We start from the raw sequence: 14664 nt of genomic DNA, 5'->3' as shown, positions 1-14664 counted from the left end.
TAATGATGGGTGCTCAGGGCAGTTTGCTTCAAATGTGTCAGTATGACGACGGGCGGCTGCCTGAGCGCCGTTCCATGTAATTACCTAAAATGCATATGCCGCATATAAGAAAAAAGCCCGCCATCATGAGAGGGCGGGCAAGTCGTAAAGGTACCAAACACAGTGCAAACATCTGTGTGACTTTACAATACGATCAGTTACCTCAGGTAATGCCATATATACTTTAGCCTTTGTGGAAACATTTTAACAACTATTCTCATTTTTTAGAGTGTGCAGGGGGAGGGGAAGCCTCGGCATGAGTGATTTTGGATGTCTGAGCGCGCTTGTTACTAAGAGGAAGGCGCTTCGTCTTTAGAGTATTGAAATGGCCTTCAATTCCAAATTACCTATAGTTAATAATTAAAATATGTTAACCATGAAAGTTTATACTATTGTGTCTGTTGTTCGTTTTTGGTTTATGTTTCTATCATATAGAAAAATGAATAGTGATTTCACGAAAAGAAGAAGAATATGGTGGAACGAAATTCAGCCCAAGCAGGCCAAGAGACCTCGCAAACATCCCAACTTTCAGGATCTACTTTAGGTGGTGGTCTAGATGCTGCTGCTCGTCTTCAGATTATACAGTTTCCGAGCGGCCAGACTGTGCAGCTTCAGGGAGATGATCAGAGCCCTAGAGATTGGGTCCTGCCGGAGAACGGTGTTTTTCGTGTGCCCCTAACAGCTTCGATTGCTGACGGCATTCGGCTTGGTGACGATCTCTTGTTCCGTCAACCGGACGGGACTGTGCTTATTTTGAAAGACGGCGCCTTGGGGCAACCACAGTTTTTTGTTGGTGAGACGCCCATCAACGTGGTGCTGTTGCCTCCCTCCGAAGATGCCGATGGAAACGTGGAAACTGGCGCTATTGCTGTAGAGGAGCAGGCCACGGAAGCATCGTCCGGTGGTAATTTCAGCCTTGTAATTCCAGAGATTAGTCCGGGCTTTCCCATTTCCCCGCTCCTGCCGCCAACCGAGTTGGCTTTTCCCGAAATAGAAGACCGGGAGCTGGCGGACGGAGACGACTTGGATCCGCCAGACATTTTTCTCGGATTTGACGACGGCTCTGGGTTCCCATCTGTGGTGGGGGCCTTCGAGGATCAGGATGGGCCAGGGGATAGCGGCGCCACCGTCAATCTAGGGCTTAATCTATCTGTGAGCCGTGGCGGTGCATCTGTCACAATCGTATTTGTGGACATGCCGGCTGGTGCCACTGTGAACGGCGGAACGCTTGCACCGGGTGGGGTGTGGACTGGGTCGCTTACAGAGGCAAATGAACTTGAGGTTTATTTCCCGCCGGACTACTCCGGTACAATCGAGGCCGAAGTTACAGTCACAGGTGACGGGGCAAGTGAAAGTGGCAATTTCGATATTGTCATTGACCCAACCCCTGATATCGAAATCGACACCCAGCCGATTGCGCTTTCCGAAACCGACGCCCCGGTTCCGTTCAAACCGGTTGACTACATCAGCGTCACCCAGAGCGATGCCGACGGCTCGGAGGTGATCGAGAGCATCACCGTCACGTTCTCAGACCTGCCTCCAGGGACAAGTGTGTCCGCAGGCTCGCTTGATGGGAATGGTGATTTCACCTTCACCGGCACGCCCGCAGAGTTTGCCGCGCTTGAGATCACGCTGCCGACTGACTTTTCCACCCAGAACCCGGGCCCGGTGTTGCAAGGCACGGTAACGGCCTCCTCCAATGAGGGGACCGGTCCAACCGAGCCCATCACCTTGTCGCTCGCCTTTGAAGGCGATGTTGCGGTTGGCTATACGGATCAGGTCGATCAGTCCTCCGGTGCGCCCACCATTGTTCTGGGTGAGACGGACACGGGAACGGATCCGCTGCTCATCTCGCTGGGGGATTACTTTACGGCCCAGGCAACGGATGCCGATGGCTCTGAAAGCCTGACCACCGTCAGTTTCGAGATCACCGATCTGCCCGATGGGGCGCAGTTCTCAACAGATGGCGGCGCAACATTCTCCACCGCCAACATCTCCGGCGGCACGCTGACCTATACCGGGCCAGCCAGCGGCCTTGCCAATCTGGTGCTGTCGCTGCCAGCGGACTTCTCGACCGAGAACCCGCAGACTTCGATCAGTGGCACATTTACCGCCAACACGGATGAAGGCGGGACGGCTTCTGCGCCGTTCGGCATTCTGGTCAACTTCGAGCCGGATATCGAGTTGTCCGCGCAAGATGTAACTGGCACGGAAGATGGTGATGGGGCAGGGGTTACGGTCGACCTTGGCATTGCCGCTGCGATCACCGATGCGGACCTGTCGGAGGGAGATGCCAATACGCCTGACACGGTCACGATCACCTTTGACCGGCTGCCCGATGGCACCACGGCCAATGGGGGCACGCTGGATGTGGCAGGGCTGAGCTGGACCGGCAGTGTGACCGAGGCCAACCAGCTGGCGCTCACCTTCCCTGAAGACTTCTCAACCGAGAGCGGGTCGGGGGGCACGGACCCGATCTTGGTGACCACCATGGTCACAACGCCGGAAGGCAAGGAGACAGTGACCTCTACCATCACTGTCAAGGAAGCTTCTGACATTGATATCGACACCCAGCCGATTGCGCTTGCAGAAACTGATGCTCCGGTGCCGTTTAAACCGGCGGACTCCATCAACGTCACCCAGAGCGATGCCGATGGCTCTGAGGTGATCGAGAGCATCACCGTCACGTTCTCAGACCTGCCTCCAGGGACAAGTGTGTCCGCAGGCTCGCTTGATGGGAATGGTGATTTCACCTTCACCGGCACGCCCGCAGAGTTTGCCGCGCTTGAGATCACGCTGCCGACTGACTTTTCCACCCAGAACCCGGGCCCGGTGTTGCAAGGCACGGTAACGGCCTCCTCCAATGAGGGGACCGGCCCAACCGAACCCATCACCTTGTCGCTCGCCTTTGAAGGCGATGTTGCGGTTGGCTATACGGATCAGGTCGATCAGTCCTCCGGCGCGCCCACCATTGTTCTGAGTGAGACCGACACGGGCACAGACCCGCTGCTTGTCTCGCTGGGGGATTACTTTACGGCTCAGGCAACCGATGCCGATGGCTCTGAAAGCCTGACCACCGTCAGTTTCGAGATCACCGATCTGCCCGATGGGGCGCAGTTCTCAACCGATGGCGGCACTACATTCTCTACCGCCAACATCTCCGGCGGCACGCTGACCTATACCGGGCCTGCCAGCGGCCTTGCCAATCTGGTGCTGTCGCTGCCAGCGGACTTCTCGACCGAGAACCCGCAGACCTCGATCAGCGGCACGTTTACAGCCAACACGGATGAGGGCGGGACGGCTTCTGCGCCGTTCGGCATTCTGGTCAACTTCGAGCCGGATATCGAGTTGTCCGCGCAAGATGTAACTGGCACGGAAGATGGTGATGGGGCAGGGGTTACGGTCGACCTTGGCCTTGCCGCTGCCATCACCGATGCGGACCTGTCGGAAGGCGATGCCAACACGCCTGACACGGTCACGATCACCTTTGACCGGCTGCCCGATGGCACCACGGCCAATGGGGGCACGCTGGACGTGGCAGGGCTGAGTTGGACCGGCAGTGTGGCTGAAGCCAACCAGCTGGCGCTCACCTTCCCTGAAGACTTCTCAACCGAGAGCGGGTCGGGGGGCACGGATCCGATCTTGGTGACCACAACGGTGACCACGCCGGAAGGCAAGGAGACGGTGACCTCTACCATCACTGTCAAGGAAGCTTCTGACATTGATATCGATGTGCAGCCGATTGCGCTTTCCGAGACCGACGCCCCGGTTCCGTTCAAACCGGTTGACTACATCAGCGTCACCCAGAGCGATGCCGATGGCTCGGAGGTGATCGAGAGCATCACCGTCACGTTCTCAGACCTGCCTCCGGGGACAAGTGTGTCCGCAGGTTCGCTGGATGGGAATGGTAATTTCACCTTCACCGGCACGCCCGCAGAGTTTGCCGCGCTTGAGATCACCTTGCCGACTGACTTTTCCACCCAGAACCCGGGCCCGGTGTTGCAAGGCACGGTAACGGCCTCCTCCAATGAGGGGACCGGCCCAACCGAGCCCATCACCTTGTCGCTCACCTTTGAAGGTGATGTTGCGGTTGGCTATACGGATCAGGTTGATCAGTCCTCAGGTGCGCCCACCATCGTTCTGAGTGAGACCGACACGGGCACAGACCCGCTGCTTGTCTCGTTGGGGGATTACTTTACGGCTCAGGCAACGGATGCCGATGGCTCTGAAAGCCTGACCACCGTCAGCTTCGAGATCACCGATCTGCCCGATGGGGCGCAGTTCTCAACCGATGGCGGCACAACATTCTCTACCGCCAACATCTCCGGCGGCACGCTGACCTATACAGGTCCTGCCAGCGGCCTTGCCAATCTGGTGCTGTCGCTGCCAGCGGACTTCTCGACCGAGAACCCGCAGACTTCGATCAGTGGCACGTTTACAGCCAAAACGGATGAGGGCGGGACGGCTTCTGCGCCGTTCGGCATTCTGGTCAACTTCGAGCCAGATATCATCCTATCTGCACCAGACGTTTGCGAGCCGGAAGATGGCGACGGCGTTGGTGTGACCGTAGATTTGGGCATTTCTGCCGCCATCACCGATGCGGACTTGTCGGAAGGAGATGCCAATACGCCTGACACGGTGACCATCACCTTTGACCGGCTGCCCGATGGCACCACAGCCAATGTGGGCACGCTGGATGTGGCAGGGCTGAGCTGGACCGGCAGTGTGGCCGAGGCCAATCAGCTGGCGCTCACCTTCCCCAAAGACTTCTCAACCGAGAGCGAAGTCTTTACGCCCACTGGTAGCAATCTAATCGTCAATGGCAGTTTTGAAGACCCCGATCTGCCACAGGGCTATTGGGGATCGTATCCGAGTGGAAACAGCGTACCTGGTTGGGGCGGTACACGTATCGAAATTCAGGATCGCTATCAGGGGCGCGTGGCTTCAGAGGGTGAGCAGTATGCAGAGCTTGATGCTGAGCGCGCAGTGGACACGCTCTTTCAGGATGTGTCTGCGGAAACCGGTGAGACATACCTGCTTAGCGTCGATATTGCGGCGCGTCGTGGCGGAACTGAAACCATAGAGGTCTACTGGAACAATCAGAAGATCGCGACGTTGGAAGCGCAGGGACCGGAATGGGTCACGCATACTTTCAAGGTGACAGGTGAAGCTGGTCTCGATCGTCTTGAGTTCAGGGAGCTTGCCAGCGAGAATGATACTTATGGTGGCTTTATTGATAGTGTTCAGCTGGTCAAAGGGGACTTTGCACCGGGAGAGCCTATCAAGGTAACCACAACGGTAACGACGCCCGAAGGTCAAGAAACAGTAAACTCGACAATCAAGATTCAGGCGTCCGAGGACATTGATCTGTCTACCAAGGACGTGAGCGGTGTTGAGGATGCTGATGGACCGGGTGATGTGGGTGTGACGATTGCGCTGGCGATCACCGCGGACATTTCTGATCAGGATGGATCTGAAGGAGACAATGATACCCCAAATACGGTTGTCTTGACCTTTGACCGACTTCCTGCTGGAACAACTGCCAATGCCGGTACACTTGATGTTGGCAATCTGACTTGGACTGGATCGGTAAACGAAGCCAATGCGTTAAGTTTGACATTCCCGCCGGATTTCTCGACCGAGAGTTCGCCGGATGGCACACCTGAAACGCCCATTGCTGTGACCAGCACTGTAACCACACCGGAGGGTAGCGAGAGTTCTGATTTCGCCATTACCATTGCCCCAACGCAGGACATCGATGTAACGGCCAATACAATCAGGGCTACGGAAACAGACGCGCCACTAGCGGTCAAGCCTGCAGATTTCATTCAGATCACCGTCAGCGATGCGGATGGATCAGAGGAAGTTCAGAGCCTGACATTGGTGCTGAATGATTTGCCCTCGGGCACGACGGCCTCCGCAGGCGTGATTGATAGCTCTGGTACATTGACCTTTACTGGCACGCCCGCAGAGTTTGCCGCGCTTGAGATCACGCTGCCGACTGACTTTTCAACGCAAAACCCAGGTCCGGACTTGAAGGGTAGTCTGACCGCGACGAGCAATGAAGGCTTCACGGTCACACCTGTGACGCTTGCCGTTGATTTTGAAGGTGATGTTGCGGTTGGCTATACGGATCAGGTCGATCAGTCCTCCGGCGCGCCCACCATTGTTCTGAGTGAGACCGACACGGGCACTGACCCGCTGCTTGTCTCGTTGGGCGACTACTTTACGGCGCAAGCCACGGATGCCGATGGCTCTGAAAGCCTGACCACCGTCAGCTTCGAGATCACCGATCTGCCCGATGGGGCGCAGTTCTCAACCGATGGCGGCACAACGTTCTCTACGGCTAACATCTCCGGCGGCACGCTGACCTATATAGGCCCTGCCAGCGGCCTTGCCAATCTGGTGCTGTCGCTGCCAGCGGACTTCTCGACCGAGAACCCGCAGACTTCGATCAGTGGCACGTTTACAGCCAAAACGGATGAGGGCGGGACGGCTTCTGCGCCGTTCGGCATTCTGGTCAACTTCGAGCCGGATATCGAGTTGTCCGCGCAAGATGTAACTGGCACGGAAGATGGTGATGGCGTTGGTGTGACCGTTGATTTGGGGATTTCTTCCGCCATCACCGATGCGGACCTGTCGGAGGGAGATGCCAATACGCCCGACACGGTCACGATCACCTTTGACCGGCTGCCCGATGGCACCACGGCCAATGGGGGCACGCTGGATGTGGCAGGGCTGAGCTGGACCGGCAGTGTGGCTGAAGCCAACCAGCTGGCGCTCACCTTCCCTGAAGACTTCTCAACCGAGAGCGGGTCGGGGGGCACGGATCCGATCATGGTGACCACAACGGTGACCACGCCGGAAGGCAAGGAGACGGTGACCTCTACCATCACTGTCAAGGAAGCTTCTGACATTGATATCGATGTGCAGCCGATTGCGCTTTCCGAGACCGACGCCCCGGTTCCGTTCAAACCGGTTGACTACATCAGCGTCACCCAGAGCGATGGAGATGGCTCGGAGGTGATCGAGAGCATCACCGTCACGTTCTCAGACCTGCCTCCGGGGACAAGTGTGTCCGCAGGTTCGCTTGATGGGAATGGTGATTTCACCTTCACCGGCACACCCGCAGAGTTTGCCGCGCTTGAGATCACCTTGCCGATTGACTTTTCCACCCAGAACCCGGGCCCGGTGTTGCAAGGCACGGTAACGGCCACCTCCAATGAGGGGACCGGCCCAACCGAGCCCATCACCTTGTCGCTCACCTTTGAAGGTGATGTTGCGGTTGGCTATACGGATCAGGTCGATCAGTCCTCCGGCGCGCCCACCATTGTTCTGAGTGAGACCGACACGGGCACAGCCCCGCTGCTTGTCTCGCTGGGGGATTACTTTACGGCTCAGGCAACCGATGCCGATGGCTCTGAAAGCCTGACCACCGTCAGTTTCGAGATCACCGATCTGCCCGATGGGGCGCAGTTCTCAACCGATGGCGGCACAACATTCTCTACCGCCAACATCTCCGGCGGTACGCTGACCTACACTGGGCCAGCCAGCGGCCTTGCCAATCTGGTGCTGTCGCTGCCAGCGGACTTCTCGACCGAGAACCCGCAGACCTCGATCAGCGGCACGTTTACTGCCAACACGGATGAAGGCGGGACGGCTTCTGCACCGTTCGGCATTCTGGTCAACTTCGAGCCGGATATCGAGTTGTCCGCGCAAGATGTAACTGGCACGGAAGATGGTGATGGGGCAGGGGTTACGGTCGACCTTGGCCTTGCCGCTGCCATTACCGATGCCGACTTGTCGGAAGGCGATGCCAATACGCCTGACACGGTCACGATCACCTTTGACCGGCTGCCCGACGGCACCACAGCCAATGGGGGCACGCTGGATGTGGCAGGGCTGAGCTGGACCGGCAGTGTGGCCGAGGCCAACCAGCTGGCGCTCACCTTCCCTGAAGACTTCTCAACCGAAAGTTCTCCTGTTGGAACGGCAGAGACGGTCATCGCAGTCTCCACCACCGTGGCGACACCAGAAGGCCAAGTTACTGTCAACTCCACAATTGATATCGCAGCAACGGAAGATATCGCCATCACTGCGCAGGACAAGACTGTCGATGAGGACAGTGGACCGATCGCCTTGAATCTGGGTCTTGCCATTACGGATAGCGACTTTTCCGAGCAGTTGGTTGAACCGGTCTCTATCACATTCTCTGGTTTGCCCAATACAGCAAGCTTTAATGCTGGCAGCTACGATGGAAACACGGGCGTATGGACAGGAACGCTTGCGGAGTATACCGCACTCACCATCACGGATCTGCCGGAGCACTTTTCCGGTGTAATTGGCGGGGAAGTGACTGCCAACTCGAATGAAGGCAGTGATACGGCTACATTCAAGGTGAATGTGTTGCCGATTGCCGAGCCAACAATCACCATGAGCGTGACAGCTGTCGATACCGCTGGTGATGTGGTGATTGCCAAGGAAGATACGCCGTTCACCGTGAGCATCAGTGCGCAAACGCCTGATCAAGATGGATCTGAAAACCTCAGTACCATTGTTATCTCAAACGTACCGGACGGCTGGGTCGCCCTCTCAAATGGCGATGCCGTTGCTTCCGGCGCTTTTGTCTCTGGTGGCAGCGATGTTCAGAGCGCCACTTACAAAAGTGCAACGGGAGATCTGACCATCACCTTGAAGCCGGGCCTTCAGACTTGGTCGGGTAGTCTGACCATGAAGCCTTCTGGCGATACGGATCTGGATGTCAGTACGTTGATGGGCGGTGATATGACGGCGACGGTGACGTCGATTGATACCGCAAGTGGCCTTCCCTCCGACTCTGAAACAGCTAGTGATACGGTGGAGGTTGACGTCGATGCGGTGATTGATGATCCCGACATTCGCGTGAGCGATCAAAGAACCAATGAGGATCTCAACTCGGTCGGTCAGTCGCGCTTGCGCTTCAATCGTTTGCGCCTTGGGGATACAGATGGCTCTGAGAGCTATGGCACCATAGCCGTAACTATTGCGTTGGCTGAGACCGCAAGCGATAGCTTCAATCTTGGCAACGACGTTTCCCTGTTCTCTAGCGCTTCATCAAACCGAGGCGATATCGCCTTGATCAGCAGCAATTCGACCTCGGCAACCTATGAGATAACGCAGCCTGACGGGGTTTCTGACGCCCAGTTCCAAGGGTTTGTGCAGAACCTTCGTATTTCCTATCCGCAGAATTTCAGTGGTGTTTTTGACATCTCAGGTACTGTTGAGGTCAAGGAGACGGATACCCCGGTCACTCAAAGCGGCGATAACGAATACGATACATCCGACAACACCTTGGTGGAGCCGTTCAGTACACAAGTAACCGTGCAGCCAAAAGCGGAAGCTGAATTGACGGTGACACTTGTGCCGCCGTCAGATGGGTTTGTGACCACTCCGGAAAATGACCCGGATTCCAATGTTGTGGTGCAACCTGGAGACAAGACACCAATAGTGGAGATTAACGAGGACTCCAGTGTAGATCTGCAGATCGCTGCAAGTACGCCAGATACGGATGGTTCGGAAGAAATCTCCGTCATCACTGTGGTCTGCATTCCCAATGGTTGGTTTCCATATCAATCAAATGGCATTGTTGATCCGAGCATTTTGGGTCCTGAAGCCTCCAAGATCCAGCAGGCGTTTTATGATGAAACCACGGGCAATCTCATTTTGACATTTGTCGATGGGGTAACCTCATTCAACGGGACCCTAACGCTAACACCGCTCGCCCACGATGATCGAGACGCTGATGCAGCTGATGCTTTGCCTGGGCAGGACAGCAGCGGGTTCTTTGGTGACATCGGCGTTGAGATGACTGTCGTTGACTCCCGCAATACTGCCGGCAGCGTGCAGGATGTGCGGCAAGTATCTGTAACTGTCGATATTGATGTGGAGGCAGTGAACGATCCTTCGGTGTTGCCGGATCCGCCACCGGTGGCGGAGAACACAGTGGATGCTGCCGGTGGCTTTATGCCGATACCGCTCGCTCCAACAAATCCAGATATGGATGGATCGGAAACAATTGAAGCCGTTGTTATAAATGGTATTCCAAAGGGAATGGTGGTCTTTTACACCGACGCTGGCGGGAACCTTGTTCCGGCCAAGCTCACATCCGTTGATAATACAAACGGCACAACCTCTTGGACACTTGAGAGTGGCCAGTGGCAAACGGCAGTTCTTTCTGGTGTTCCCACCCATTTTTCAGGAGTCTTGACCGCTGATCCTGCAACAGGTCTTCCAGTTCGCAGTGCGGACGGGTCCACAACCATTGAAGCGCGTGTGACCACCCGCGAGTTTAATGACGGCGAGGCTGGGCAGAATGCGGACACGCCGTTGATCATCGAAGTGACACCGTCTGTTGATGGTGGCAATCCAAATCAGACCTTCAACATCAAGGAAGATCAACGGTTCAACCCGAACCTTGATGGCAACTTGATTGACAAAAGCGACCAGTCTCCAGAAGAACTGACGGGCGACGTTGTCATCACGCTTGGGACCGGAATACCCAACTCGGTAGGCGAGGAGGCGCGGTTCTTCCTGGATGATCCGTCTGGTGGGGCTTCAACGGAGATCTTTCTGAACGGCGACGGCGAGTTGATCATCCCGTCAGATCAGATTGGTAACTTCGTGGTTGTGCCGCCTAAGGACAGCAACGAGGACTTCACTCTTGGTATCTCCTATGAGGTGCGTGAGGCGACTGATCCGACTGGCCCAACAAAGACGGAAACGGGAACACTTACCTTCAACGTGAAGGGCGTTGCAGACACGCCGACGATTACCGTGCCAGCGGGCGGAGAGGCCGAAGCTTATGTCGGCGATGATAGTGGTGCCTTCCTGCTTGATACGGCAAAGGGCGGGGCAGCGGGAAATGCAACGCGCCTCGGCGGGATGATGACCGAAATCCTGCCTGACGGGATCAACTATGACGGCTCTGAGAACCTCTACTTCGTCATAACTGGCGATGCTCTTGCGGATGTACCAAGTGGCGGTGGCATCAGCACCGGCACACCTTCTGTCACATTCCAGAATGGCATTGATACCGGCTCTGGTGCAGTGATTGTTTCGGCTGCTGACATCGGCAACCTGGAGTTCGTGCCGTCTAACGTCAATGCAGACACAGACTACAAGTTCACTCTTACAGCAATCGTCGTTGAAAATGATGAGAGCATTCCGGGCGGCATTTCGCTTGGCGATGCGGCGCTGCTTCATGGTGTTGCCGTGGCCGAGGCCGACTTCTACGTCCACGTTGAAGACGTAACCTCTGGAGGTGGCGGTGATGGCTGTGACATCAACAACTTGCCACCGGTGCCGGATGTGACCCTGGTGGATGCTGTGGATGGCATGTCTCCGCTCTCTGGTGTGGAAGATCAAGCACTTACCTTTACTCTGCAGCTGAACAATTATGGCGGAGACTGGGGCAGCTTGCCTGGAGAGACTTCCATCACGCTGGATGGAACTCCGAATGGCGCGACACTGACGGCCAGTGATCCGGCGGCAGTGGTGTATAATCCAGTGACCGGCACGTTCGTGATCAATACAGACGCCGTAACTGATGCTACCGTGTTCTCGCTGCAATTGCCGGAACATGTTTCCAGCGCAAATACGCCGTTTGACGGGGTTGATGAAATCTCTCACACCTCGTTGTCGCTCAACGTGAAATGCGGCTTCTCAAATAGTGTTGCACAGACGACCGACGTCTATGTTGAGCCAGTTGCCGATGCACCCAAAGTGACAGTGCACGGGACTAGCGGCAATGAGGACACTTTGATCTCCATAAGCGCTACTGTCGCATTGGTTGATCCGGGCGAAACGCTGGGCACCACAGCGCAAATCCAGATCAACACTACAGATGGTGTGATTGCAGATAGTGCTGGCAACCCGCTGACGCCGAGCAGCAATGCCGGTGGCGTGTTGACCTATGATGTGCCGCTTGCGGATTTGAATGGGCTGTTCTTCAAGCCCACGGCTGAACTGCACGGCGACTTCCCCATCAGTATCACGGCGACTTCCGTGGAGCCGAACGGGGATACCGCATCCACCACACGCACTGGAACCATTCACGTTGAGGCGGTTGCAGATGCAGGGCAGATCGACTTTGATCCGAACTTGCCGACGGACACAGACAACGGCGACCTGCTGCCAGTGGTGGAGACGCTGGAAGACATGGATTCCATGTTGTCTTCCGTGGTGACTGCCATGACGCCGGATCAGGATGGGTCTGAGGTCTACAGCGTAACACTGCTAGGTGTCCCCGATTATCTCACTGTATCTGCAGGTATCGACAATGGCCTGGGGCCTGACGGGCTGCGCAGCTATACGTTGACGCCTGCAGAATTTGCTGGATTGAAAATCGGACTTGCCGACCAACATGCGCGGACACCAGATGCGCTCGACCCAAATTTGCCGGATCAAGTTCGTTTGACCTTGCATGTGAATACGCTGGAGCTGAGCAACGGTGATACAAACTCTGGTGAAGCAGACTTCCTGTTCAAGGTGGTTCCAGATGCGGACGTGCCGACAGTGGAAGTTTCTGATGCCTCAACAACCGAGGATACGGCGGTGGCTTTGAGCATCTCCGGTGCTGTCACCGATCCTCATGAGGTGATTGCCGAGTACGTCATTCGTGACGTTCCAAATGGCGCTCAGATCCTCGTTAATGGTGTTGCTGTGGCAACCGGGCCTTCAGAGGCGAGGATTCCCGCCGCTGATATTGGCGACGTGGAGTTCTTGCCCGGACCGGACAACTCCGGTCAGGTGACGTTGAAAGTTGTCTCAGTATCATCGGAGCCAACGGTTGCAGACCAGACTGCCGCGAACGCCACAGAGGAATCTGCGGTGGCTGATCTTGTGGTGACGATTACCCCTGAGGAAGACATTGACCTTGTGACACAAGACGTGAGCGGCACCGAAGACGCGGATGGTGCTGGTGTGACCATTGCTCTCGGCATTACTGCAGCCATAACGGATGCAGATGGTTCGGAGGGCGATGCGAACACACCAGACACAGTCTCCATTACGTTCGATCGATTGCCCACGGGCACAACGGCCAATGGCGGTGCGCTGGATGTTGCGGGGCTTGAATGGACCGGCTCGGTTGCGGAGGCCAATGCCCTCTCGCTCACCTTCCCGCAAGACTATTCCACGGGAACTGCGCCAGGTGTGAACTCGCCTATTCAGATGGTAACCACTGTGACAACCTCTGAGGGGTCTGAGAGTTCGAACTCAACCATCAGCGTGGAGCCCTCTGCGGACGTGAGCCTGAGCGTGGCCGTTTCGGATGCGGCGCAGGACGGCTCTCCAACCGTTGTCCCAATTGATGTAATGGCCGGGATTACCGACGCTGTCGGTCCTGATCAGGAAACGCTGGACCAAGTGGAGATTGTCTTCTCCGGCCTGCCAGCAGGGGCGAGCTTCAACTCCGGCTCGTTGAACGGGGATACCTTGACGGTCTCCCGGTCCAGCTTCGCGAATGAGGCGACATTCATCGCGGCTCTTACCGCCCTTGCGGTGACGTTGCCCTCTGACTTCTTCGGAGACATCACGGCGCAGGCGCAGGGTACCAGCAGCGAAGGGAAGGGCTCTATCTTCAACTTCGGCTTCAATGTGAATGCCCAGCCAGATGTGCCGTCTGTGGTGCTGGACGAGCCCGGACAAGAGATGTTCATCATCACGGAAGCGGATCTTCTTTCTACAGCCACGGATCCCGATGGCAACAACTTGTCGGTCTCAAACGTGCAGCTGACATCTTCGGATGGTTCAATCAAGGCAGGCACCACGCCGGGTACTTGGGAAGTTACCGTCAACGAAGGTTATACCGGTGCATTGCCACTAACCTTTGACGTGACGGATGACGCTGGTGTGCCTGCAATGACAGCGGCAACCGGTTCCATCAATGTAAGCAACCTCAATACAATCCAACTGACGGATAGTGGTACGGATGCTGAGGTGACAACGGGGGTGACCGGAGATCTGCTTGCTGATGCGGATGGCACTTCCAATGTCTACGACGTAGCTTCGGGTACTGATGACAACGATGTTGTGATTGTGGATGGTACACGGGATTACCAAGGCATTGATGCCTTTGAGCTTTCAGGTGGGCAGGACCTGCTGGACCTGTCGCAGGCATCGCGTGGGTTTGAGGGCCAGCTAGGGTCAGGAGACGACTTTGCTGTTGGCTCGGACTTCTCCGATGTACTGCGTGGCGATGCGGGAAATGACCGGCTGGAGGGCGGCGCAGGCTCCGACTTGCTTGAAGGTGGATCTGGCGCAGATACCTTCGTGATTTCGACGGTTGATGCCATGGACACTATCGCTGACTATAACTCAGGCGAAGGCGATGTGGTCGATCTGACAGGTCTCTTCGATGTGTCTGGCAGTGTCAGCGATTATGTGAACTTTGACAGCTCAACTGGTCAGCTGAGCGTTGATGTTGATGGCAACACAAATGGAGCAAACTTCATCAATGTGGTCACCATTGACGCCTTTGGCGGAGGCACTCCGGGTAGCGTTACTGTGGCCGTCGACGACGGTAACTCGGATAGCAACGTTATCGTCTAGGAAAACTCCCCGGATGGGGAGGAGAGGCTGGGGGAC

General features: G+C 56.2%; 1 protein-coding gene. It reads left to right on the top strand.

The genetic code is table 11. The features are described from left to right. Window positions 1-510: 510 nt before the first annotated feature. The gene (locus tag Q3Y58_RS08145) at window positions 511-14628 is read left to right on the top strand and encodes a cadherin-like domain-containing protein (RefSeq protein ID WP_319621857.1); all 14118 of its coding nucleotides are present in this window, start codon (window positions 511-513) and stop codon (window positions 14626-14628) included. The last annotated feature ends 36 nt before the right edge of the window (window positions 14629-14664 follow it).

Source organism: Nesiotobacter zosterae (assembly GCF_033843645.1).
In the GTDB taxonomy this organism is placed as follows: Bacteria; Pseudomonadota; Alphaproteobacteria; order Rhizobiales; family Stappiaceae; genus Pseudovibrio; species Pseudovibrio zosterae.
This window is presented reverse-complemented; position numbering and strand designations above follow the sequence as displayed.